17 protein-coding genes and 2 pseudogenes are annotated in these 23,689 nt (G+C 70.3%); 10 read left to right on the top strand and 9 right to left on the bottom strand.

Translation table 11 applies throughout. The annotated features are described in order from the left end of the window. Positions 1–129 precede the first annotated feature (129 nt). Positions 130–1,005, bottom strand: a complete 876-nt coding sequence (locus tag ACZ4NT_RS24060; RefSeq protein ID WP_121403659.1) for a glycerophosphodiester phosphodiesterase family protein — start codon at positions 1,003–1,005, stop codon at positions 130–132. A 280-nt stretch (positions 1,006–1,285) separates the two neighbouring features. On the opposite strand from ACZ4NT_RS24060, the gene ACZ4NT_RS24055 reads away from it, so the two are divergent. The 6 genes from ACZ4NT_RS24055 to ACZ4NT_RS24030 all read left to right on the top strand — a co-directional run bounded on the left by ACZ4NT_RS24055 (position 1,286) and on the right by ACZ4NT_RS24030 (position 9,628). Next, on the top strand, positions 1,286–2,152 hold the full coding sequence (locus ACZ4NT_RS24055; RefSeq protein ID WP_121403660.1) for an MHYT domain-containing protein: 867 nt from the start codon (positions 1,286–1,288) through the stop codon (positions 2,150–2,152). Positions 2,153–2,191: 39 nt separating this feature from the next. After that, positions 2,192–4,315, top strand: a complete 2,124-nt coding sequence (uvrB, locus tag ACZ4NT_RS24050) for an excinuclease ABC subunit UvrB (RefSeq protein WP_467727510.1) — start codon at positions 2,192–2,194, stop codon at positions 4,313–4,315. A gap of 181 nt (positions 4,316–4,496) precedes the next feature. After that, positions 4,497–5,075 carry a TerD family protein gene (locus tag ACZ4NT_RS24045; protein ID WP_121403662.1) on the top strand — a complete coding sequence of 193 codons (579 nt, stop codon included), beginning with the start codon at positions 4,497–4,499 and terminating at the stop codon, positions 5,073–5,075. Positions 5,076–5,125: 50 nt separating this feature from the next. Next, positions 5,126–7,147, top strand: coding sequence for a TerD family protein (locus ACZ4NT_RS24040; protein ID WP_467727507.1), 2,022 nt, complete (start codon positions 5,126–5,128; stop codon positions 7,145–7,147). A gap of 289 nt (positions 7,148–7,436) precedes the next feature. Continuing rightward, positions 7,437–8,432 carry a TerC/Alx family metal homeostasis membrane protein gene (locus tag ACZ4NT_RS24035; protein ID WP_467727505.1) on the top strand — a complete coding sequence of 332 codons (996 nt, stop codon included), beginning with the start codon at positions 7,437–7,439 and terminating at the stop codon, positions 8,430–8,432. Positions 8,433–8,527: 95 nt separating this feature from the next. Continuing rightward, complete coding sequence (locus ACZ4NT_RS24030) at positions 8,528–9,628, top strand: calcium:cation antiporter (protein WP_467727503.1); 1,101 nt, start codon at positions 8,528–8,530, stop codon at positions 9,626–9,628. Between the two features lie 21 nt (positions 9,629–9,649). Here the strand turns inward: ACZ4NT_RS24030 and ACZ4NT_RS24025 are convergent, their stop codons facing one another. Then, positions 9,650–10,951, bottom strand: a complete 1,302-nt coding sequence (locus tag ACZ4NT_RS24025) for an MFS transporter (protein WP_121403666.1) — start codon at positions 10,949–10,951, stop codon at positions 9,650–9,652. Positions 10,952–11,011: 60 nt separating this feature from the next. Further along, positions 11,012–12,058, bottom strand: a pseudogene (locus ACZ4NT_RS24020) (S66 family peptidase). A 104-nt stretch (positions 12,059–12,162) separates the two neighbouring features. Here ACZ4NT_RS24020 and aroQ point away from each other — a divergent pair. Further along, complete coding sequence (gene aroQ, locus ACZ4NT_RS24015; protein ID WP_467727501.1) at positions 12,163–12,636, top strand: type II 3-dehydroquinate dehydratase; 474 nt, start codon at positions 12,163–12,165, stop codon at positions 12,634–12,636. Between the two features lie 289 nt (positions 12,637–12,925). On the opposite strand, the gene ACZ4NT_RS24010 is transcribed toward aroQ, so the two are convergent. Both ACZ4NT_RS24010 and ACZ4NT_RS24005 read right to left on the bottom strand, forming a co-directional pair. Beyond that, positions 12,926–13,582, bottom strand: a complete 657-nt coding sequence (locus ACZ4NT_RS24010; protein ID WP_467727499.1) for an MBL fold metallo-hydrolase — start codon at positions 13,580–13,582, stop codon at positions 12,926–12,928. 9 nt (positions 13,583–13,591) lie between these two features. Further along, entirely contained in the window at positions 13,592–14,281 is a 690-nt protein-coding gene (locus tag ACZ4NT_RS24005) for a maleylpyruvate isomerase family mycothiol-dependent enzyme (protein WP_467727497.1), read from the bottom strand. Between the two features lie 222 nt (positions 14,282–14,503). Here ACZ4NT_RS24005 and uvrA point away from each other — a divergent pair, with 222 nt between their 5' ends. Next, positions 14,504–17,575, top strand: a complete 3,072-nt coding sequence (gene uvrA, locus ACZ4NT_RS24000; RefSeq protein WP_121403670.1) for an excinuclease ABC subunit UvrA — start codon at positions 14,504–14,506, stop codon at positions 17,573–17,575. 132 nt (positions 17,576–17,707) lie between these two features. Here uvrA and ACZ4NT_RS23995 read toward each other — a convergent pair whose 3' ends face one another. After that, entirely contained in the window at positions 17,708–18,619 is a 912-nt protein-coding gene (locus tag ACZ4NT_RS23995; RefSeq protein ID WP_121403671.1) for a carbohydrate kinase family protein, read from the bottom strand. A gap of 231 nt (positions 18,620–18,850) precedes the next feature. Next, on the bottom strand, positions 18,851–20,041 hold the full coding sequence (locus tag ACZ4NT_RS23990; protein WP_467727494.1) for a LacI family DNA-binding transcriptional regulator: 1,191 nt from the start codon (positions 20,039–20,041) through the stop codon (positions 18,851–18,853). 584 nt (positions 20,042–20,625) lie between these two features. On the opposite strand from ACZ4NT_RS23990, the gene ACZ4NT_RS23985 reads away from it, so the two are divergent. After that, positions 20,626–21,018 (top strand): Rieske (2Fe-2S) protein, encoded by a 393-nt coding sequence (locus tag ACZ4NT_RS23985; protein ID WP_467727521.1) that lies wholly within the window; start codon positions 20,626–20,628, stop codon positions 21,016–21,018. Between the two features lie 5 nt (positions 21,019–21,023). On the opposite strand, the pseudogene ACZ4NT_RS23980 reads toward ACZ4NT_RS23985, so the two are convergent. Beyond that, positions 21,024–21,972 (bottom strand): annotated as a pseudogene (locus ACZ4NT_RS23980) (hypothetical protein). Between the two features lie 523 nt (positions 21,973–22,495). Between ACZ4NT_RS23980 and ACZ4NT_RS23975 the strand changes: the two are divergent. Further along, a complete protein-coding gene (locus ACZ4NT_RS23975) occupies positions 22,496–22,705 on the top strand; it encodes a hypothetical protein (RefSeq protein WP_467727492.1) in 210 nt (69 codons plus the stop codon). Between the two features lie 129 nt (positions 22,706–22,834). Here the strand turns inward: ACZ4NT_RS23975 and ACZ4NT_RS23970 are convergent, their stop codons facing one another. Beyond that, positions 22,835–23,179, bottom strand: coding sequence for a response regulator (locus ACZ4NT_RS23970; RefSeq protein WP_121403676.1), 345 nt, complete (start codon positions 23,177–23,179; stop codon positions 22,835–22,837). Positions 23,180–23,689: the final 510 nt, after the last annotated feature.

Here is a 23,689-nt window from a genome sequence, read left to right as displayed (position 1 = left end):
CCCCCCCCCCCCCCCCCCCCCCCCCCCCCCCCCCCCCCCCCCCCCCCCCCCCCCCCCCCCCCCCCCCCCCCCCCCCCCCCCCCCCCCCCCCGGGCGGGGGAGGTCCCGGGCACCGGCCGGGCGGCCAGGTCAGTAGTCGTTCAGTGCCCGATGCACGACGTCGGGCCTGTTGGTGATGATGCCGTCCACGTCGTAGCCCGCCACCCGGCGGGCGGTGGCCGCGTCGTCGACGGTCCAGGTGAGGATCTCCAGCGGCCTGCCGTGCGGGCCGTCGAAGGCGTGGATCGCGGCGACGTAGCCGGTGGAGATCGTGGTGTACGAGGAGTTGATCTGGTCGGCGAACTGCGAGTACCTGGGCAGGTCGGCGATCGACGGAGTCCCCAGGAGCGCGGTCTTCACCCCGGGACGCAGGTCGTGGACCGTGCGGACACTGTCCGGGCTGAAGCTTTGGACGATCAGCCTGCTCCGGAGGTGCTCGGGGTCGAGCCAGCCCTCGTTGCTGAGGGCCTTGAGCGTCTGCCGCTCGATGCCCGGGTACAGCTCGGGGTTCTTGATCTCCAGGACGAGCTTCTGGTGATTGCGTGAGACGCGGTCCATGTACTGCCTGAGCGTCGGCACGCGTGCGCCCGCGTACCGGGAGCCGAACCAGCTGCCGGCGTCCAGCCGCGAGATCTCCTTCGCGGTGAAGTCCGCCACCTTCCAGGGGGCGCGGTCCGGATAGACCTTCTCGACGTCGGTCGTACGCGCCAGTGTCGCGTCGTGGATGACGACGAGTACGCCGTCCTTGGTGCGCTGTACGTCGTTCTCGACCCAGCCGAAGCCCAGGTCGTCCGCCTTGTCGACGGCGGCCAGGGTGTTCTCCGGTGCGTACGCCGAGGCCCCGCGGTGAGCGACGACGACGGGCCGGTCGTCGTCGTCCGCGGCGTGGGCGGAGGAAGTGGGGAGTATCAGAACGGTGCCCCCGAGAAGCGCGGCGGTCGTGGCGGCGGCAACGCGCGCGTGCATACGTACTCCTCGCGTCGAGCGATCACGGTCAGCACCAGACTGACAGCAGAGCGTCAACAGGAGGGGGGCGCGGAATGGCCGCGAACTGAATGGAGTTGCCCAAATCCGTGTACAGGGGCCTTCACAACTGGGGCAGGCCCGTGATTCTTTGCCGGAAAATCGTTCGACCATTCCGGTGGGGGTCATACTCTTCGCCTCGACCCCGGCCGTTGTGGCGGACCTGGGGCGGGGGCGATTCAGGGCAATCTTGGACATATCAGGGCGGGAAGGGCAGTCGCGCATGCAAGGCACCGTCGACGGCTTCAGTTACGGACTGGTCACCCCGCTGGTGGCGTACTTCATGGCCTGCCTCGGAGGTGCGCTCGGGCTCCGCTGCACCACCAGATCGATGCTCGTCGCCCGCTCCTGGCGGCCGGGCTGGCTCGCGCTCGGCTCGGCGGCGATCGGCTCCGGCATCTGGACCATGCACTTCATCGCGATGATGGGGTTCTCGGTCGAGGAGAGCCCGGTGCGCTACGACAAGGCGCTGACCTTCGCGAGCCTCGGCGTCGCGATCGTCATGGTCGGCATCGGGATCTTCATCGTCGGCTACCGGGGCGCGACCGGAGCGGCACTCTTCACCGGCGGCACCATCACGGGCCTCGGCGTCGCCTCGATGCACTACCTGGGGATGGCGGGCATGCGCCTCAACGGGAAGCTGGAGTACAACACCCTCACCGTCTCCGCCTCGGTGGTCATCGCGGTGGTGGCCGCCACCGCGGCCCTCTGGGCCGCCGGGCAGGTGCGCGGCTTCCTGTGGAGCGTGGGCGCGAGCCTCATCATGGGACTCGCCGTCACCGGCATGCACTACACGGGCATGGCCGCCCTCAGCGTGCATCTGCACGGAGCGAGCAGCGCCCCCGCGGGCGACTCGCCCGCCGCCCTGCTCGCCCCGATGATGATCGGCCCGTTGGCCTTCCTCTGCCTGGCGGGCGTCGTCGTGATGTTCGATCCGCTGATGGTGATGGGCAAGCCGGACTGGACGCCCACCGAGAGAAGGCCGGGCGTTCCCGCCCGCACCGTCGTACCGCACCCCGGCCACCGCCCGCCGACCCACACCGCCCAGCGCCCCGGACACCGGAGTTCCCGCACCCCGCAGAACTGGTGACGCGACCCCGTTGTCAGTGCAGGGTCGTACGGTTGATGCATGCGGCCCGTTTCCAAGATCGAACGTTCGGTGGCGCCCTTCGAGGTCGTCAGCCCCTACCAGCCGAGCGGTGACCAGCCGGCGGCCATCGCGGAGCTCGAGAAGCGCATCCGCGCAGGCGAGAAGGATGTCGTCCTGCTCGGCGCCACCGGCACCGGCAAGTCCGCCACCACCGCGTGGATGATCGAGAAGCTCCAGCGGCCCACCCTCGTGATGGCCCCGAACAAGACCCTGGCCGCCCAGCTGGCCAACGAGTTCCGCGAGCTGCTGCCGAACAACGCCGTCGAGTACTTCGTCTCGTACTACGACTACTACCAGCCCGAGGCGTACGTCCCCCAGTCGGACACCTACATCGAGAAGGACTCCTCAGTCAACGAGGAGGTGGAGCGCCTGCGCCACTCCGCGACCAACTCGCTGCTCACCCGCCGCGACGTCGTCGTGGTCGCCTCGGTCTCCTGCATCTACGGCCTCGGCACCCCGCAGGAGTACGTGGACCGCATGGTCACGCTCAAGGTCGGCGACGAGATCGACCGCGACGACCTGCTGCGCCGCTTCGTCGACATTCAGTACACGCGCAATGACATGGCCTTCGCCCGCGGCACCTTCCGGGTCCGCGGCGACACCATCGAGATCTTCCCGGTCTACGAGGAGCTGGCCGTCCGCATCGAGATGTTCGGTGACGAGATCGAGGCGCTCTCCACGCTGCACCCGCTCACTGGCGAGGTCATCAGCGACGACTCGCTGCTTTATGTCTTCCCCGCGTCCCACTACGTGGCCGGTCCCGAGCGCCTGGAGCGGGCGGTCAACGACATCGAGAAGGAACTCGGCGAGCGCCTCGCCACTCTGGAGACCCAGGGCAAGCTCCTGGAGGCCCAGCGCCTGCGCATGCGCACGACGTACGACATCGAGATGCTCCGCCAGATCGGTTCCTGCTCCGGCGTGGAGAACTACTCGATGCACTTCGACGGCCGCGAGCCCGGCTCCCCGCCGAACACGCTGCTCGACTACTTCCCCGATGACTTCCTGCTGGTCATCGACGAGTCGCACGTCACGGTGCCGCAGATCGGCGCCATGTACGAGGGGGACGCCTCCCGCAAGCGCACCCTCGTCGACCACGGCTTCCGGCTGCCCTCCGCCCTGGACAACCGCCCCCTGAAGTGGGAGGAGTTCCAGGAGCGCATCGGCCAGGCCGTCTACCTGTCGGCGACGCCCGGCAAGTACGAGCTCTCGCGCGGTGACGGCTTCGTCGAGCAGATCATCCGTCCCACCGGCCTCGTCGACCCCGAGGTCGTCATCAAGCCCACCGAGGGCCAGATCGACGACCTGGTGCACGAGATCCGCAAGCGCACCGAGAAGGACGAGCGCGTCCTGGTCACCACGCTCACCAAGAAGATGGCCGAGGACCTCACCGACTACTTCCTGGAGATGGGAATCCAGGTCCGCTACCTGCACAGCGACGTCGACACCCTGCGCCGGGTCGAGCTGCTGCGCGAGCTGCGCGCCGGTGAGTACGACGTCCTCGTCGGCATCAACCTCCTCAGGGAGGGCCTCGACCTGCCCGAGGTCTCCCTGGTGGCGATCCTCGACGCCGACAAGGAGGGCTTCCTGCGCTCCGGCACCTCGCTCATCCAGACCATCGGCCGCGCGGCACGCAACGTCTCCGGCCAGGTCCACATGTACGCCGACAAGATCACCCCGGCGATGGAGAAGGCCATCGAGGAGACCAACCGCCGCCGGGAGAAGCAGGTCGCGTACAACAAGGAGCGGGGCATCGACCCGCAGCCGCTGCGCAAGAAGATCAACGACATCGTTGCGCAGATCGCCCGCGAGGACGTCGACACGGAACAGCTGCTCGGCTCGGGATACCGCCAGACGAAGGACGGCAAGCCCGCCAAGGCGCCGGTTCCCGCTCTCGGCGGCAAGGCGGCGAAGGGCAAGAAGGCCAAGGAAACGGTGCCGACGGACCGTCCCGCCGCGGAACTCGCCGAGCAGATCGAGGAGATGACGCAGCGGATGCGTGCCGCCGCGGCCGACCTCCAGTTCGAGATCGCGGCCCGCCTGCGGGACGAGGTCTCGGAGATGAAGAAGGAGTTGCGGCAGATGAAGGAGGGGGGCCTGGCCTGACGGCCGGGCGCCCGCCCGGGGACCGGGGGCATCGCCCGTCGAGTCCCCGGGCGCATGTGCTGTGTTGCAAGACCGACACAAAGTCCGCCCCAGGGTTCGGCAGTGTCAGTGCCGCTGCGTAGGGTTCTGGTCATCCGCGGACTCCGCGGCAACAGGGGACGGTTCGAGAGGGGAACAGCGCGTGACGGTCAACATGACCAAGGGTCAGGCCATCAGTCTGCAGAAGAACGACGGGGGGACCCTGACCGCGGTGCGCATGGGGCTCGGCTGGCAGGCGGCCCCCCGGCGCGGCCTGTTCGGCTCGCGCACGCGGGAGATCGACCTCGACGCCTCGGCCGTGCTCTTCGCGGACAAGCAGCCCGTCGACGTCGTCTTCTTCCGCCACCTCGTCAGCGACGACGGCTCCGTGCGGCACACCGGTGACAACCTGGTCGGCGGCGTGGGCCAGGGCGGCGACGACGAGGCCATCCTCGTCGACCTGCAGCGGGTCCCCGTCCACATCGACCAGATCGTCTTCACCGTGAACTCCTTCACGGGCCAGACGTTCCAGGAGGTCCAGGACGCGTTCTGCCGCCTGGTCGACGAGACCAACGGCCAGGAACTCGCCCGCTACACGCTCGCCGGCGGCGGGCAGTACACGGCGCAGGTCATGGCGAAGGTCCACCGGGCGGGCACCGGCTGGCAGATGACGGCCATCGGCACCCCGGCCAACGGCCGGACGTTCCAGGACCTCATGCCCGCGATCCTGCCGCACCTGTAGGCAGCGCGGCGCGCAGCACACGAAGCGAAGTGACATAGGGGGACAAGGCGATGACGGCCGAGCTGGTCCGGGGGCAGAACCATCCGCTCTCCCAGGTCCGTCTGGAGGTCCGCGTTTCGGCCGGCAAGCCGATCGTGGCGGGGGCCACGCTCAGCGACGAGAAGGGCAGAGTTCACGGCGTCGAGTGGGTGGCCCATCCGGGAGCACCCACCCTGCCCGGACTCGAGGTCTCCAAGCAGGCGGCGGCCGACCATCGCCTCGCCTTCGACCTGGACGCCCTGCCGGAGGCCGTGCACCGGGTCAGCGTGCTGCTCGCGCTGCCGTCCGGAGTCGGCGGTCCCGTCCGGTTCGGCGTCGTCGCCGCCCCCTTCGTCGCCGTCACCGGCCTCGACGGCTCCGAGGTCGCCAGCTACACCATCACGGGCCTCGACGCCGAGTCGGCCGTCGTCGCCCTGGAGCTCTACCGCCGCCAGGGTGCCTGGAAGGTGCGGGCGGTCGGTCAGGGATACGCGGGTGGTCTCGCCGAACTGCTCGCCGACCAAGGACTGCCCGAGGCACAGCAACTCGCGGCCCGTATCAACGAGGCGGTGGCCCAAGGCCTCGCCCGCTCGGTGGCGGCACCCCCGCCGCGCACCTCCGACGCGGACCGCTCACGACAGGCGGCCACCTCGGCGACCGCTCCGGACCAGCCCTATCCGGGCACCCAGGGCGGGTCGGGTGACATACCGCCGCCGCCCCAGTCCCCGTACGACACTCCCGGTCTGCCCGGCGCCCCGGCGGGGCAGGGCGGGCACTCCGGAGGACTCGGACAGCCGGACACCTCGGCCACCCAGCCGACGGTCCCGGCGGCCGGCCCGGTCGACTACAGCCATCCGCGCCGGCAGCCGGCCGCGCCGCCTCCGCCCCCGCCGACCGCACCGCCGACCCCGCCGGGGCAGCCCGCGCAGCCCGTGGCGGGTGACGCCACCGGCTGGTCCATGGAGGAGCGGCTCTACAACCAGGTGTGGGGCATGTTCGAGGACCTGGCGCGCACCACGGCCGCGTATCGCAGCGCCGTCGACTTCGCCGACTCGCGCATGGAGCAGGAACTCGACAAGGTCCTGTCCGACCCGCGCAGCCGCATCAGCGGACAGGGCGACGCCGCACGCGAGGCGGCGCAGGCCAAACACGCCCACCTCGTCGACCAGGCCAGGGCCGCCCTCGACCGTGATCTCGCCCAGCTCACCGCCGAGTCCGAGGTCGTCGAACCTGCGCTGCCCCCGGCGTTCGCGCGCTGGGACAACCCGGTCTGGCACGGCTACCGGGTGCCGATGGAGGTCCCGATGGCCCTGCGCCTGGGCGATCTGCATCTACCCGAGAGCGAGGGCCTGAGCATTCCGATGCTGGTCCGGCTGCCGCTGGAGCGCGGGCTGTGGATCGACAGCGGCCGTTCCGGCCTCGACGACTCCTTCGCCGACTCCGGGGATCTGCGCCGGCTGGCGATGGAGTCCGCGGTGGCGCACGCCGCGCGTCTGCTCGCCGTGTATCCCGCGGGGGAGTTCACGGTGCACGTCATCGACCCGGCCGGCTCGGGCGCGGCTGCGCTCGGTCCGCTGGTCCGGTCCGGGGTGCTCGCCGGCGCGCCCGCAGCCGGAGCCGTGGGCGTGGCCGAGGTGCTGGCCCGCCTCACCCAGCGGGTGGACCTGGTGCAGATGGCGATGCGCGGGGGCGCCGCCGACTCGTTGCCCCCGGGCTTCGACACCGCCGAGCAGCTGGTGATCGTCAACGACTTCCCGCACGGTTTCGACGACCGCGCCGTGACCCAGCTGCGGTACATCGCGGACGAGGGTCCGGCCGTCGGCGTCCATCTGATGATGGTCGCCGACCGGGAGGACGCGTCCGCGTACGGGCCGCTGCTCGATCCGCTCTGGCGCTCCCTCATGCGGCTGACGCCGGTGCCCGACGACCACCTCGCCGACCCCTGGGTCGGCCATGCCTGGACATACGAGCCCTCGCTCGTCCCGGCGGGCAGCCGGGTGCTGGAGCGGGTGCTCACGCAGATCGCCGAGGCCCGCCGCTCCTGGAACCGCTGACGCGAGCCGAGGAGCTCGTACCAAGCGTTCGTAAAGCACCCTGACCTGCAGACTTGGATTTTCTTTTACCAAGCCCTTTACCTTTCCTTGGTGATTCGCGTACTCTTTTCCGTACGGAGGGGAGTACTCCCTACGAACTGCGACGTACCCGTCAATACGGATCTGGCCAGATCCCGGGGCGTCGGCCCGCAGGCACCGGTCGCATCAAGCGCCCCGGCCGCCTCGGGTGGAAGAGACCTCCGGTAGCGACGACGCTGGAAATCTGCCGTTACGTACTGCCGGAGGCGCAGTGGATGTTTCCGTGACCCTTTGGGTCCTGACCATCGTGGGTCTAGCCGCCCTGATCGCGGTTGACTTCTTCATCGGGCGAAAGCCCCACGACGTATCGATCAAGGAAGCCGGGATCTGGACGGTCGTCTGGATCGCCCTGGCCGGACTGTTCGGCCTCGGACTGCTCCTCTTCGCCGGCGGTCAGCCCGCCGGAGAGTTCTTCGCGGGCTTCATCACCGAGAAGTCGCTGAGCGTCGACAACCTGTTCGTCTTCGTGCTGATCATGGCGAAGTTCGCGGTGCCGACGCAGTACCAGCAGCGGGTGCTGCTGGTGGGTGTGCTCATAGCGCTCGTCCTGCGCACGATCTTCATCGCCGCGGGTGCCGCGATCATCGCGAACTTCGCCTGGGTCTTCTACATCTTCGGCGCGTTCCTCATCTACACCGCCTGGAAGCTGATCCAGGAGGCCCGAGCCGACGAGGACGACGAGGAGTTCGAGGAGAACCGGCTGCTGAAGGCCGCCGAGCGCCGCTTCGGTGTGGCCGACCGCTACCACGGCACCAAGCTGTGGATCCGGCAGAACGGCAAGCGCGTCATGACGCCGATGCTGGTCGTGATGCTCGCGATCGGCACCACCGACGTGCTCTTCGCGCTCGACTCGATCCCCGCCATCTTCGGCCTGACCCAGGACCCGTACATCGTCTTCACGGCCAACGCGTTCGCGCTGATGGGCCTGCGGCAGCTGTACTTCCTCATCGGCGGCCTGCTGAAGAAGCTGGTCCACCTCAGCTACGGCCTGTCCGTCATCCTCGGCTTCATCGGCGTCAAGCTGGTGCTGCACGCCTTGCACGAGACCGGGGTGCACGTCCCCGAGATCTCCATCCCGGTCTCGCTCGGCGTCATCTGCGCCGTCCTGATCGTCACCACGATCACGAGCCTGATCGCTTCCAGGAAGCAGGCGCGGGAGGAGGCCGGGGCGGTCGAGGACTCGCGCAAGGACAGCATCGACGTCTGACGTGGTCCCGCCCACCGGAACTGCACCCCGTGCCGTTCCGGTGGGCGCCGAGTCACCGGAGTGCAGGGCCCGGGCCGGTCTGCGACGATCGCTGCATGATCGTTCGGCTCCGGTCGCTCGCGACTCGATGGACGGCCGTCGTCCCGGCGGTCGCGGTGGTCCTGCTGGTCCTCACCTGGGGGCGTGAGCTGCCCGGCGCCGTCGTGGTGCTGGTGACCCTCGTCCTCGCGGGATCGGTCCTGGCCGCCGTCCACCACGCGGAGGTGGTCGCGCACCGCGTGGGGGAGCCCTTCGGCTCACTGGTCCTCGCCGTCGCCGTCACCGTCATCGAGGTCGCGCTGATCGTCACCCTGATGGTCGACGGCGGCGACAAGAGCGCCACGCTCGCCAGGGACACGGTGTTCGCGGCCGTGATGATCACGTGCAACGGCATCGTCGGCCTGAGCCTGCTCGTCGCCTCGCTGCGCCACCGGCTCGCGGTCTTCAACGCGGAGGGCACCGGAGCCGCCCTGGCCACAGTCGCGACGCTGGCCACGCTCACGCTGGTGCTGCCGACCTTCACCACGAGCAAGCCGGGGCCGGAGTTCTCCACGGCCCAGTTGACCTTCGCCGCGCTCGCCTCGCTGGTGCTCTACGGCCTCTTCGTCTCGACCCAGACGGTGCGCCACCGCGACTACTTTCTCCCGATCACCCGGCAGGGCGTGGTGATGGAGACGGACGACCACGCCGGCAAGCCGTCCGCCCGCGCGGCCGGCATCAGTCTCGGACTCCTCGGCCTGGCACTGGTCGGCGTGGTCGGCCTCGCCAAAGGCGTCTCGCCCACCATCGAGTCCGGAGTGGACGCGGCCGGCATGCCCCAGTCCGTGGTCGGCGTGATCATCGCTCTGCTCGTGCTGCTCCCCGAGACCATCGCCGCACTGCGGTCGGCCCGCCGCGACCGCGTGCAGACCAGCCTCAACCTGGCTCTCGGGTCGGCGATGGCGAGTATCGGACTGACCATTCCCGCCGTCGCCCTGGCGTCGATCTGGCTGTCGGGACCGCTGGTGCTCGGCCTCGACCCCCTGCTCATGGTGCTGCTCGCCCTGACGGTCGTCGTCAGTTCCCTGACAGTCGTGCCCGGGCGCGCGACTCCCCTCCAGGGCGGCGTCCACCTGGTGCTGTTCGCGGCGTATCTGGAACTGGCTGTCAACCCCTGAGGCGACCGGTCCCCGGCGGCATCAGTCCGTGGCCTCCACGACGCTCAGGCGGACCACCGGGCGGGTCTCGGGGAGCAGGGCGAAGCAGCCCAGGCTGAGCAGTGCGATGGCGGTCAGATAGGCGGCCACGCCCCACGGCACGCCGTCCCCCCGAGCCACGGCGGTCGCCACCAGAGGAGTCAGGGCGCCTCCGAGCACACCACCCAGGTTGTAGCCCACCGCGGCGCCGGTGCAGCGGACCCGCGGCTCGTACAGCTCCGGCAGGTAGGCGGCGATCACCGCGAACATCGTGATGAACGCCAGCAGTGCCACCAGGAACCCGAGGAACATGAGCAGCGGTTCGCCCGTGGACAGCAGCGCGACCATGGGGAACATCCACAGCGCGGCGGCGGCGCTGCCCGTCAGACAGAGCGGCCGCCGCCCGAACCGGTCGCCCAGTATCGCCGCCAGGGGCGTCAGTGAGCCCTTCACCACGACGGCGGCCATGATGCAGGCCAGTATGACGGTACGGCTCACACCGAGCCGCTCCACGCCGTAGGCGAGCGCCCAGGTCGTCACCGCGTAGAACACCGCGTATCCGACGGCGAGCCCGCCGGCCGTCAGCAGCACCAGCCGCCAGTGGCCGCGGACCACTTCGACGAGCGGCATGCGCGCGTGCTCCCCCAGTTCGAGGAACCGCGGGCTCTCCCGCAGCGAACTGCGCAGCCACAGACCGGCCAGTGCGAGCACGCCGGCGGCCCAGAAGGGCACCCGCCAGCCCCAGGCCGCGAACTGCGCGTCGGTCAGCACCGCCGACAGCACCAGCATCACGCCGTTGGCCAGCAGGAATCCCAGTGAGGGGCCGATCTGGGGAAAACTCGACCAGAGTCCGCGCCGCTCGGCGGGCGCGTGCTCCGCGGTCAGCAGCACGGCCCCGCCCCACTCACCCCCGAGCCCGAGTCCCTGCAGGAACCGCAGCACGAGCAGGAGTACGGGGGCGGCGACACCGATCGAGTCGTAGGTCGGGACGCAGCCGACGGCGACGGTCGCCGCGCCGGTCAGCAGCAGCGAGGCGACCAGGACCGGCCGGCGGCCCCGGCGGTCCCCGAGGTGCCCGAAGAGCACGGACCCGAGTGGACGGGCGACGAAACCGACTCCGAACGTCCCGAAGGCCGCCAGCGTCCCCGCCAGGGGCGAGAACGTCGGGAAGAACAGCGGTCCGAGGACCAGGGCGGCGGCGGTGCCGTAGACGAAGAAGTCGTAGAACTCGATGGCCGTCCCGGCGAGAGACGCGGCCGCGAGCCTGAGCATGGAAGGCGCCCTGACGGAGCGTACGTCGTGCATGCCGCGTCAACTACCCAGAGTCACCACCGGTTACGGGGGCGCGTGGAGGTGCGTGACGACTCAGTAGGTGACCGAGATGCGCCGGGCGGGACCGTCGACGCGGATCGTGCCCCCGTAGGGGAGGACGATCTGCGGATCGGTGTGACCGAAGTCCACATCGAAGACGACCATCATGTCCGGGGCATACATGTCGACGGCCTTCAGGACCGCGTCGCGCTGACCCCGTGCGTAACGCGCCTACGCCACCGCGTCGTTGGGCTGCTCGAAGGACCACGTCTTGGGGCGGCCCATCAGCAGGGCGGGAAAGCGCCGGAGCAGACCGCGTTCGCCCATGCTCCGCAGGATCCGGAACACGTCGTCGGGCCGGGGCATCTCCTCCGACGTCTCCAGGAACAGCACGTGGCCGTCGTACGCGGACAGTTCACGGGAGATCTCACGGTCGGCCATCAGCAGCCAGGACAGGATCTCGATGTTGCCGCCCCAGGAACGCGCCTCGACGACGCGGTCCGGCCGGTGCCAGGTCCAGCCCCGGCCGGGTTCCGTCGCCGGCTCGCGGTCGAAGGTGGAGGGGTCCTCCCAGGGGCCGTTGACGTCGGTGAACCGGTCGGCGGGCCGCACCTCGTACGGTCCACGGGTGAACAGGGCCGCCCGCAAGGAATCCGCGGTCGATTCGGCCAGGGCTCCGGGGCGGCCCAGCTCGCACATGACACTCGCGCCGTGGTAGCCGACGATTCCCGTGTTCCACAGGTACGCGAGCAGGTTGGTGTTGTCGCTGGACCCGAAGAAGGGCTTCGGATGGGCCCGGATCAACTCCCGGTCCAGGAAGGGATGGACCGTGATCTGGTCGTCGCCGCCGATGGTGGCCATCACGGCCTTGACCGTCGGGTCGGCGAACGCCGCGTGGATGTCGGCGGCGCGATCCGCGGGCGCCGCGCCCATCCTCCGGGTCGTCGGATACTCGACCGGCTCCAGGTCGAACTCCTCGCGCAGGCGCTCCAACCCCAGTTCGTAAGGCGCCGGGAAGAGCCCGGGCAGCCCGGCGGACGGAGAGAGTACGGCCACCCGGTCCCCGGGCACCGGTTTGGGAGCGTACGCAGGCGGCTTCATGGCGAGAGGGTACGGCCGGCCGAGCTCGCGGCGCATCGTGATAAACCGGGTCCGAGCAGCGGTCCTGAAACGGGCCGTCAGACCATGGACGTACCGGAGGAACCGTGCCCCGCACCCTCGCCCACGCGCCGATCATGATCCTCAACGGGCCCAACCTGAACCTCCTCGGGCAGCGTCAGCCGGAGATCTACGGCAGCGACACCCTCGCCGACGTCGAGGAGTTGTGCGCCAAGGCGGCGGCCGCGCACGGCGGCACCGTGGACTTCCGCCAGTCCAATCACGAGGGCGAGTTGGTCGACTGGATCCACGAGGCCCGGCAGCGTCATTCCGGCATCGTGATCAACCCGGCCGCCTACTCGCACACGTCCGTCGCGATCCTGGATGCGCTCAACACCTGCGACGGGCTGCCGGTGGTGGAGGTCCACATCTCCAACATCCACCAGCGTGAGGAGTTCCGGCACCACTCCTACGTCTCGCTGCGCGCCGACGGTGTGATCGCGGGGTGCGGGGTGCAGGGTTACGCATTCGCGGTGGAGCGCATCGCGACGCTGGCGGGAACGGGTCGCGCGGAGGCCTGACCCGGCTTCCCGACCGGGCGCCCGGCAGGTGACCGCCGCGTCGTCGCCCCGGCCCGTCCATACGGGCGGTGCCGGGGCCGCCGGCCGAGGGCGGGGAATCGATAGGCCGGCGGCCCGTCCGCGCAGGAGCCGTCATCCTGTGCGGGGCAGGTTCCAGTGGACTGCACCAGTGCGCGCGCCGGGAGCGCGCGTGTCCCACCGGCGCGTGCATTCGCTTCACACGGGGCGCGCACCGGCGCACGACATCACGGCATGCACCCCGTGCCGACGCGACACCGGCACCCCGCTGTCACCAGCCCCGGGCGCGCCACTCCGGCAGGTGCGGGCGCTCGGCGCCCAGCGTCGTGTCGTTGCCGTGTCCCGGGTAGACCCACGTCTCGTCCGACAGCGGGGCGAAGATCTTCGTCTCCACGTCGCCGATGAGGCTGGCGAAGGCCTCCGGGTCCTTGCGCGTGTTGCCCACCCCGCCGGGGAAGAGGCAGTCACCGGTGAACACGTGCGCGTGTCCGTGCGGATCGTCGTAGACCAGGGCGATCGAACCCGGCGTGTGCCCCACGAGATGGCGTGCGGTGAGCTCCACACGCCCCACCCGGATCGTGTCGCCGTCGTCGACCGGGACGTCCGTGGGCACCGGGATGCCCTCCATGTCGTCCCGCCCCGCGTAGGTACGCGCGCCGGTGGCCGCCACGACCGCTGCGAGCGCCTGCCAGTGGTCACCGTGCTGGTGGGTGGTGACGACGGACGCGATGCCGTCGTCACCGATCAGCGTGAGGAGTGTCGAGGCGTCGTTCGCCGCGTCGATCAGCAGCTGCTCGTCGGTGGCCCGGCAGCGCAGCAGATAGGCGTTGTTGTCCATGGGGCCCACCGCGACCTTGGAGATCATCAGGTCCGGCAGCTCGTGCACATCGGCGGGTCCGCCGACCTTCACCGCTCCGCTGTACGTCATGACGGCAGCCTATAGCGGCGGAAGCGAGGGAAGCGGACCGCCGTCGACGGCCAGGTCCGACCCGTCGCGGCGTCCCGACAGCCAGCCGAGAAGGGCGGGCGCGGGACCGGTCACCGTGACGTCCGGCGCGCCCTGCGGATCGCGTCCGGTGCCCCACGCGCGCCTGGAGTCCGTGACGCGGGTGGACGGCACCTCGGGACGCCCCGCGAAACGGTCGGCGAGGAACGCGATCTCCCGCTCCACGAAGTCCTGGGGAAGATCATCGAGCTCGTATCCGATGCCGAGATCGACGTGGTGCAGCTCCACCTCCACCCAGCGCCGGAACGGAACCCGGGACGCGGAGTCCTTGACGCCGTTGCGCAGCTCCACGGTGCGGGACCAGTCCGCCGGAGCGGCGCCCGCCTCCTGGAACCGGGCCGCGCTCTCGCGCACGTCCGCGAGCTGCTCGGCCAGGGGGCGCGGCGCGTCCCGGTCGATGTCCGCGTCCCGGGTGTCCCCGGACACGTACATGGGCCGCCCGGCGAGGACGTTCACGAGGGCGTCCGCGTTGCGGGCGAGATGGGCGAGGACATGGCCGCGGCTCCAGCCGGGCAGCCGTGACGACTCGGTCACTGCGGCGTTGTCCAGTCGGGCGGCTGCACTGAGCAGCCGTTCGGTCGCGGCACGTACAGACGCCAGGTCGCGCACATGATCGTTCATGGCTCCGACGATAGCTGCGCCACACGTTCGGGTGAAGGTGCTCGACCACCCCCGCAAATCGAATGCACGTGCTATAAGGTCGATCGTGGCGTCGGGCATGCTGGATGGCCCGGGATTGTTACCAACCATGGGAACCGACCCGGCGTTGTCAGTGGCTCCCCCTAGTCTGAAAAAGACGGGGCCTCGCCCCTGTCACTTCTCTCAAGAAAGGTGCGGACCGGCGTGGCCGACCGTCTCATCGTCCGTGGAGCGCGCGAGCACAACCTGAAGAATGTCTCGCTCGACCTCCCGCGCGACTCGCTCATCGTCTTCACGGGCCTGTCGGGGTCGGGCAAGTCCTCCCTCGCCTTCGACACGATCTTCGCCGAGGGCCAGCGGAGGTACGTCGAGTCGCTCTCGTCGTACGCCCGGCAGTTCCTCGGCCAGATGGACAAGCCCGACGTCGACTTCATCGAGGGCCTCTCCCCGGCCGTCTCCATCGACCAGAAGTCGACCTCGCGCAACCCGCGCTCGACGGTCGGCACCATCACCGAGGTCTACGACTACCTGCGTCTGCTCTTCGCGCGCATCGGCAAGCCGCACTGTCCCGAGTGCGGTCGCCCGATCTCGCGGCAGTCGCCGCAGGCCATCGTCGACAAGGTCCTGGAGCTGCCGGAGGGGAGCCGCTTCCAGGTGCTGTCGCCGCTGGTGCGCGAGCGCAAGGGAGAGTTCGTCGACCTCTTCGCCGACCTCCAGACCAAGGGGTACAGCAGGGCCCGGGTCGACGGCGAGACGATCCAGCTCACCGAGCCGCCCACGCTCAAGAAGCAGGAGAAGCACACCATCGAGGTGGTCGTCGACCGCCTCACGGTGAAGGACGGCGCCAAGCGCCGCCTCACGGACTCGGTGGAGACCGCCCTAGGCCTCTCCGGCGGCATGGTCGTCCTGGACTTCGTCGACCTCCCGGCCGACGACCCCGAGCGCGAGCGCATGTACTCGGAGCACCTGTACTGCCCGTACGACGACCTGTCCTTCGAGGAGCTGGAGCCCCGCTCCTTCTCCTTCAACTCGCCCTTCGGCGCCTGCCCCGAGTGCACCGGTATCGGTACGCGCATGGAGGTCGACCCCGAGCTGATCGTCCCGGACGAGGACAAGTCGCTCGACGAGGGCGCCATCCACCCCTGGTCGCACGGGCACACCAAGGAGTACTTCGGGCGGCTGGTCGGAGCCCTCGCGGACGCGCTGGGCTTCCGCACGGACATTCCCTTCGCCGGCCTGCCCCAGCGCGCCCGGAAGGCCCTGCTGTACGGGCACAAGACCCAGATCGAGGTCCGCTACCGCAACCGGTACGGACGCGAGCGGGTCTACACCACGCCCTTCGAGGGCGCCGTCCCGTTCGTCAAGCGGCGGCACAGCGAGGCCGAGAGCGACGCGAGCCGCGAGCGCTTCGAGGGCTACATGCGCGAGGTGCCCTGCCCCACCTGTGAGGGCACGCGCCTCAAGCCGATCGTCCTCGCGGTCACGGTGATGGAGAAGTCGATCGCGGAGGTCTCCGCGATGTCCATCAGCGACTGCGCCGACTTCCTGGGCAAGCTGAAGCTCAACGCCCGCGACAAGAAGATCGCCGAGCGCGTCCTCAAGGAGGTCAACGAACGACTGCGCTTCCTGGTCGACGTCGGCCTCGACTACCTCTCGCTGAACCGCGCGGCCGGCACCCTGTCGGGCGGCGAGGCCCAGCGGATCCGCCTGGCGACGCAGATCGGCTCGGGACTCGTCGGCGTCCTGTACGTCCTGGACGAGCCGTCCATCGGCCTGCACCAGCGCGACAACCACCGGCTCATCGAGACCCTGGTCCGCCTCCGCGACATGGGCAACACGCTCATCGTCGTCGAGCACGACGAGGACACCATCAAGGTTGCGGACTGGGTCGTCGACATCGGCCCCGGTGCGGGCGAGCACGGCGGCAAGGTCGTGCACAGCGGCTCCCTCAAGGAGCTCCTCGCCAACGCCGACTCGGTGACCGGGCAGTACCTGTCGGGCAAGAAGGAGATCGCGCTCCCGGACATCCGCCGCCCCGCCGACCCGAGCCGATCGCTCACGGTGCACGGCGCCCGCGAGAACAACCTCCAGGACATCGACGTGTCCTTCCCGCTCGGCGTGCTCACGGCCGTCACGGGCGTCTCGGGCTCCGGAAAGTCGACGCTCGTCAACGACATCCTGTACACGCACCTGGCCCGCGAGCTGAACGGCGCACGCAACGTGCCCGGCAGGCACACACGCGTGGAAGGCGACGACCTCGTCGACAAGGTCGTGCACGTCGACCAGTCGCCCATCGGCCGTACGCCCCGGTCGAACCCGGCGACGTACACCGGAGTCTTCGACCACGTCCGCAGGCTCTTCGCCGAGACGACCGAGGCGAAGGTGCGGGGCTACCAGCCCGGCCGCTTCTCCTTCAACGTCAAGGGCGGCCGCTGCGAGAACTGCTCGGGCGACGGCACGATCAAGATCGAGATGAACTTCCTGCCGGACGTGTACGTCCCCTGCGAGGTCTGCCATGGGGCGCGCTACAACCGGGAGACCCTGGACGTCCACTACAAGGGCAAGTCCATCGCCGAGGTCCTCGACATGCCGATCGAGGAGGCCCTGGACTTCTTCGAGGCCGTGCCCGCGATCTCCCGGCACCTGAGGACGCTCAACGACGTCGGCCTCGGCTACGTGCGGCTCGGCCAGTCCGCGCCGACGCTGTCCGGCGGCGAGGCGCAGCGCGTCAAGCTCGCCAGCGAGCTGCAGAAGCGGTCCACGGGACGCACGGTGTACGTGCTCGACGAGCCCACCACCGGTCTGCACTTCGAGGACATCAGCAAGCTGATCAAGGTTCTCTCGGGTCTGGTCGACAAGGGCAACACGGTCATCGTCATCGAGCACAACCTCGACGTCGTCAAGACCGCCGACTGGGTCATCGACATGGGCCCCGAGGGCGGCAGCGGCGGCGGCCTGGTCATCGCGGAGGGCACGCCGGAGCAGGTCGCCGGGGTTCCGGCCAGCCACACCGGCAAGTTCCTGCGCGAGATCCTCAGCGCCGAGCAGATCAGCGACGCCGCCTCGGTGAAGGCGCCCCGCAAGGCCGCGGCCAGGAAGACGGTGGCGGCCGGGGCGGCGGCACGCAAGACGGCCACGAAGACCGTGAGCGACACGGCTGCGAAGAAGACGGCCGCCAAGAAGACCTCCGCCGCCACGAAGAAGACAGCGGCGGCGAAGAAGACGGCCACGAAGGCGGCGCCCGCCAAGAAGACCACACGGGCGCGCAAGGCCTGACGGGAGCCAAGCACCCGCCTGAGCCCCGATCCATCTCCGCAGCGCACGGCGCCCCACGGGAACTCCCCGTGGGGCGCCGCGCGTTGTCCGGTCAGCCGCCCGCGCCATCCCGCCCCGAGCCTCGAAGAGCGCTCACGCGCCGCCCAGTTCCGAGGCGTACGGCGGTTCCGCGCCCGCACGTGAGCAGGTCACCGCCGCGGCGCGGGCCGCGAACGCCAGCAACTCCGTCCAGCCGTCGGAACCCAGATCCGCGAGTGCCGCCGGTGACAGGGCGCCGCGAGCGGCAAGGCCGTGCAGCAGCGCCGCGTTCACCGTGTCGCCGGCGCCGATCGTGTCCACGACGTCGACCGCCTCGCCGGGCACGGAGTGCGCGGAACCGTCGCGGGTGAAGACGGTGAGGCCGTTCCCGCCCCGCGTGACCACGACGGCGGAGGGCCCGGACGCCAGCCACTCGGCCGGCGTGCCACCGAGCCACTCCGCGTCCTCCGCCGACAGCTTGAGCAGCGAGACCGAGGGGAGCCAGCTCTTGAACCGGGCCCGGTAGGCGTCCGCATCGGAGATCAGCCCCGCCCGGATGTTCGGATCGAGCGCGGTGAACACGCCACGTGCGGCGGCGCTCCGCATCAGTTCCTCGTACGCGCTCGCGCCGGGCTCCAGCACCAGCGAACAGGTGCCGAAGGACACCGCTGCCGTGGCATCCGGAAGGCGGTCGGGTGCCACGAACAGGCGATCCGCCGTCCCCTCCACGTAGAAGGAGTACGCGGCCGAGCCGTCCGTACCGATCGAGGCGACAGCCAGGGTTGTCGGCTCCACGCCGCGCTGCACCGACGACACATCGACGCCCGCCTCGCGCAGCCCGTCCAGGAGAGCCTCACCGAAGGCGTCGGACGACACACGTGAGCAGAACGCGGTGGGGGAGCCCAGGCGGCCCAGAGCCACCGCGGTGTTGTAGGGGCCGCCGCCGAGTCGCGGCAGCAGGCCCACGAGCGCACCGGCGCCCTGCGGTACCAGATCGATGAGTGCCTCACCGGCGACGACGATCACGGCAGGATCCTTTCTCGCGGCGGTCGGAGGGGTGGAGCGGTTGGGGGGACTGAGGCTGGTGAAGGGGATCTGGGTCGACGGAGGAAACGGGGTGGACGGGGGGAGTGGGGTGGACGGGGAGGAGCGGGGTGTGGTGCCGGGTTGGAGTGGGGGCCGGTTGGGTGTGGGAGTCGCAGTTCCAGGGCGGCCCTCCTCTCATCGCGGCCCGCGGTCCCTCGGGGATCGCCCGGCTCACCGTCGCGCTTCCCTTGGGGTACCGCCCGCGCCGCCACCGGCGGGAGAGGCGTCGCCGGCGGGGGCGGCGTCGGTGGCCCCTCGGCTGTCCGTGGGCCCCGCATCCTCGGGGCAGCCGCACGAGGTGCGGTGGACGAACGTGCAGGGCAGCCGGAGGGTACGGCCCGGACGGCCCGGCGAGGCCAGCCGTTCCAGGAGCAAGCGGACGGCCTGCGCCCCGATCTCCCTGCTGGGCTGGGAGACAGCGGTCAGTCGGGGGGAGAACAGGTCAGCCCACGCGAAGTCGTCGAAGCAGCACAGCGCCAGGTCGTCCGGCACGGACAGGCCGAACTTCCGCAGGGCGCGCAGCGCGCCGATGGTCATCGCGTTGTTCCCCGTGACCAACGCCGTGGGAGGCGCCCCGAGGGAGAGCAGCGCTCCGGTCGCCTGCTCCGCCGCCTCGGACTGCGAGGCGCCGTGCACCACGAGCCGTTCGTCGTACGGCAGTCCGGCGCCCGCCAGCCCGTGGCGGTAGCCGGAAATCCGCTCGGTCGTGGTGCTGAGTCCGGGCAGCCCTGCCACCAGGCCGATCCGCTTGTGGCCGAGTCCGGCGAGGTGCGCGACCAACTGGGCCGTGGGCTCGGCGTTCTCGGCGCAGATCTGGTCGAAGCGGTACGGGGCTGCCGACGGCTCGTCCTCCCCGGGTCGGGGGAGGCCGGATGCATGGATGCCGGATGCGCCGCCCGCCTCCGCCGCGGTGCGGTCGACGAGTCGGTCCAGGAACACCGTCGGTACGTCGTGCCGGCCCAGATAGCGCAGCAACCCGGCCGGCTCCGCGGAGGGCGCGACGATCAGGCCGTCGACCCGTCGCTCGTGAAGGAGGCGGACGACCTTCCCTTCATGTTCGGGATCGTCATGCGGATCGGCGATGAGCAGGCTGTAACCCTGCTCCAGCGCGCCGGCCTCCACGCCCTGGAGGATCTCGGTGAAGTACGGGTTGCTGATGGCCGACACCGCCAGCCCGATCGACCGGGTCCGCGCCGTGACCAGGGAACGGGCCAGCGTGTTGTGCGTGTACCCGAGCGCTTCGATGGCGTCCAGGACGGCCTGGCGGGTCTGAGGGCGCACCGGTCGCGAGTCGTTCAGGACGTGCGAGACGGTCGCGATCGACACCCCCGCGTGCCGCGCCACGTCCACCATCGTCGCCATGAGCTTCCCTCCTGGGACGGACATCTGCGGCCGTCCTGGCGGGAACCTATCGCATGTCGGGGTGGACGTAAACGCTTGCGTAAGCGTTTACGTACTGCCTTGGCGAGCGACGGAGTGATGGGTGCGGTGGCCCCGGACGCCGGCCTGCGTAAACGTTCGCGCAAGCCTTTACGTGAACGTTTACGTGCCTCGCCGATCGGAGTCGACCAGAGCGGAAAGGACCGGTTCGGGAGCCGCCCGGGAGCCGGCCGGGGCCGGCCGGGGTCGACCAGATGCGGACCGGAAAGGACCGGAGTGACCGGGGTGAACCGGAGCTGACTGCGGCCGGTTGAGGCCGACCGCATCCGACCAGAACGAACCCAGCCGACCGCAGTCCACCTCAGCCGCTCCTCACCCGCACCCCCGCCCGAATCGGAATGATCCGCACCGGTATCGTCGGTCCGCCACACCGTGCATGCCGCCCGGGTGCGGGTACTCCGGACCGCCGTCCCCGGACACCGCCCCCGCATGCCGCCTCAGATGCCGTCCGACCAGGGGAGACCTCATGCCCGGCCGTCCGTCCGTCCGCGAGTCGCCGTACCGTTCTGCGAGGGGCGGCTGCGACGCCGGTTGTCGGCCTCGGTCTCACCGCCTGTTCGTCAGGAGGCGGCGCCGGGGCGGTCCCCCCGACGCCCACCGCGCCCGTCGAGCTCGGCGCCGGGAACGAGATCCCCAAGGGGAGCGCCAAGCTCTACCGGGACCACAATGTGGTGGTCAGCCGCGCCGGGGACGGATCCCTGAAGGCGTACAGCACGATCTGTACGCATGCCGGGTGCCCCATCAACAAGCTGGCGGGCACGACGCTCACCTGTCCCTGTCACGGCAGCGAGTTCGACGCGGCGACGGGCAAGGTGCTGCACGAGCCCGCCACGGAGCCGCTCAACAAGCTGTCCGTGGAGGTCAGGGACGGGAAGATCGTCGCGGGCCCGGCTGCCTGACGGCGTTACTCCCAGTCCCAGGCGATTCCCACGATTCCCGACCGCACCCGCTGTTCGACCAGGTGCACCGAGCGGTGCTGCCCGCTCAGCGTCAGTTCCTGGCGGCCGCTGCGGGGGGGCGGCTGCCGAGTGCTGGGTGAACCGGTGGCAGCGCACCGGCAGCGCCCGTTCGTCGAAGCGCACCTGGAGCGCGTACTGGCCACCCGCGAAGCTGAACCCGCGGATGTACTCGCTGGATGCGCCGGCCGTGCCGTCGTCGAAGCCGTAGCGGAAGAGGAACGTGTCGCCGGTGCGCAGTCGGGTGTCGAAGAGGAACTCGGCCACGAGTACTCCGGTGTCGTGGTGCCAGCGCACGCGGCCGGTCCGGCAGTTCTCCAGCGCGCGCACCGCCATTCGGTTGGGGGTGCAGCCCGGGTCGCCGTGGTGGATGGCCACGTACCGGTCCACGCCGTCCTTGTGGGCGCGCACGATGTGCTGCGATTCGCGGCCGCGCAGTTCGCGGTGTGCGCCGATGTGCACGCGCTCGTGGTGGCCGATGGTGTGCAGCCCGCCGTCGAGTGGGGACTCCAGTTCGTCGAGCAGGCGTTCAAGTACGCCGGAGGCTTCCACCAGGGCGCGGTACGAGCGGCTTGCGGGGCGTTCGACGCCCGGGAGCTCCTCGTTCTGGGCGAGGAGTCTGATCAAGGATTCGTCCGGCAGTTGGAGGATCTCCTCCAGGGCCCGGACGGCGCGCAGCGACTCGGGGCGCTGCGGACGCCGGGCGCCCTGCTGCCAGTAACTCAGGCTCGTCACGCCGACCTTCACCCCGTAGCGTGACAAGTGGTGCTGCACGCGCTGCAGGGGCAGCCCGCGGGCGGCTATCGCGGCGCGCAGCGCGATATGGAAGGGGCCGCCCCGCAGGGCCGTCTCCAGTTCCGCCGGGGCGAGATCCACGTGCTCTGTGCCGTGCCGCATGCGCGGGCCTTTCTGTGAATGTTCACAAACGGCTGGTCAGACCGTTCGCGCGGGTGCCAAGGGCGCCTGGTGGGCGTGCGGGGATTGTTCACATCCGTACGGCCTTGTTCACGGCCCCGAGTTCCACCGCATTGAAGCGTGTTGACCAAGTCCCGACAACACCTGATGCTCAACCGCAGTGTCCCGACGCGTTCCGCTCCGCGCCTCGAACCCCCTCGGGAGGAACGCGATGTGCCTCAGAAGGCTCATCGTCCCCGCCGTCGCCTCCGTGTCCCTCCTGGCGGCCGTCAGCACCGGCCCGGCGGCGTCCGCCGAGGATGGGGCAGCCGTCCCGCCGTCCGCTGCCCCCGCCTCGACAGGGCGTGCTTCCGTTGCCCACGCCTCCGCTTCCCGCGGTGGCGGGCGTCTCGTGCCTGGCGGCGGCGCGCGCGACCTCCAGACCTCAGGCCGTTCCGGCGAGTCCCGTCATGCCGACCGGTCCCGCACCCTTAAGGACTTCGGTGACTCCGACTCCGCCGGCCGCTTGGAGGACTCTCGTCACTCCGACGACTCCCTTCCCCTCAACGCCCCCGACCACTCGGGCCACTTCGGTGACCCCGGCGATGCACGGGAGACCGACGGGAAGAATGCGACCGACGTGACCATCGCGGTCGTCTCGGCCGTGGCAGGGGTGGGCGCCCTGGTGGCCCTCATCCTGAGTGCGGTACGGGCCGTGCGCCGACGACGCCGGTGACCGGGACGACAGGATGGCGCCTCAGGCGCGGTCGTCGCTGACCCGAGGGGCCGCCGTCGACGGCGAGAGGTCGTGGCCGATCCGGAAGGTCCGCCGCGGCCGAAAGGGGATCACAGCAGCTCACGGAGCTCACAGCAGCCGGGCTATCGCGCGGACCGACAACTCCGACTTGTGGAGGAAGCCCCGGGCAGGGGTGGCCGCGACGAGTTCCTGGAAGTCCTCCCGGTCGTGCGTCGAGATCAGGATCACGACGGGCACGGCGTCGGCGATGCGCCGCACCACGTCCAGACCGCTCTCGCCGTGGAGGTCGAGGTCGACCAGCGCGACGTCCGGGGCGAGCTCCCGGGCCCGTACGACGGCTTCCACGCCGGTCGAGGCGACCCCGACGACCTGGGCCCCGCCACATTCCAGCAGGGCGCGTGCCGACTCGACGTAACGGGGGCTGTCGTCGACGAGGAGACAGCGCATGGCCATGCGGACAGCTTCCCAACCGGTGGGCGCGTTCGCCCTCCGGCTAGCCGGTAAGTACTGAAGTCCGGTGCGCTGTATGCGGGTTCGCGCCTACGCAGCGCAATCACGTGTCACGGGCGGTAGCATGGTGTCGCCCTGGGGTGACCGTGTTCCACCGGTCGAGTGGGGGTGCACCGTGGCGTCGTTCCGAAGGAAATCGAGCGCACCGGACAGGACCAGAGGCATCGAGGCCGGCTTCCTCGCCCTCTTGGAGGCAGGGACCTCGCGGACCTCTGCCGTCGGGTGTCGGCCGCGTCATGGGTGACGACAGACGGGCCCGCATGCCGGCCGCTTTGAGGGGTCGAAACCCTCGCCCGCAGGGAGCGAGCCGACCGGGCCGATCCACCAATCCACCGGGTCGTTCGGATCCACCGGACCGTTCGCCGCAGCCGCAGCCGCAGCCGCAGCCGCAGCCGCAGCCGCAGCCACCGGACGTCGGGATCAACCCCGGGCCACTGCCGGGCAAGCCGGCGC

The organism is Streptomyces sp. NPDC026417 (assembly GCF_055567695.1).
Note: the sequence above shows the minus strand (reverse complement) of the source record. Positions and strands in the feature narration are given on the sequence as shown.

Bases quoted from the DNA above. Each gene is read 5' to 3' on its own strand.
- ACZ4NT_RS24060 (WP_121403659.1), bottom strand. From the start codon at position 1,005: ATGCACGCGCGCGTTGCCGCCGCCACGACCGCCGCGCTTCTCGGGGGC.
- ACZ4NT_RS24055 (WP_121403660.1), top strand. From the start codon at position 1,286: ATGCAAGGCACCGTCGACGGCTTCAGTTACGGACTGGTCACCCCGCTG.
- uvrB (WP_467727510.1), top strand. From the start codon at position 2,192: ATGCGGCCCGTTTCCAAGATCGAACGTTCGGTGGCGCCCTTCGAGGTC.
- ACZ4NT_RS24040 (WP_467727507.1), top strand. From the start codon at position 5,126: ATGACGGCCGAGCTGGTCCGGGGGCAGAACCATCCGCTCTCCCAGGTC.
- ACZ4NT_RS24030 (WP_467727503.1), top strand. From the start codon at position 8,528: ATGATCGTTCGGCTCCGGTCGCTCGCGACTCGATGGACGGCCGTCGTC.
- ACZ4NT_RS24025 (WP_121403666.1), bottom strand. From the start codon at position 10,951: ATGCACGACGTACGCTCCGTCAGGGCGCCTTCCATGCTCAGGCTCGCG.
- ACZ4NT_RS24010 (WP_467727499.1), bottom strand. From the start codon at position 13,582: ATGACGTACAGCGGAGCGGTGAAGGTCGGCGGACCCGCCGATGTGCAC.
- ACZ4NT_RS24005 (WP_467727497.1), bottom strand. From the start codon at position 14,281: ATGAACGATCATGTGCGCGACCTGGCGTCTGTACGTGCCGCGACCGAA.
- ACZ4NT_RS23990 (WP_467727494.1), bottom strand. From the start codon at position 20,041: ATGGCGACGATGGTGGACGTGGCGCGGCACGCGGGGGTGTCGATCGCG.
- ACZ4NT_RS23970 (WP_121403676.1), bottom strand. From the start codon at position 23,179: ATGGCCATGCGCTGTCTCCTCGTCGACGACAGCCCCCGTTACGTCGAG.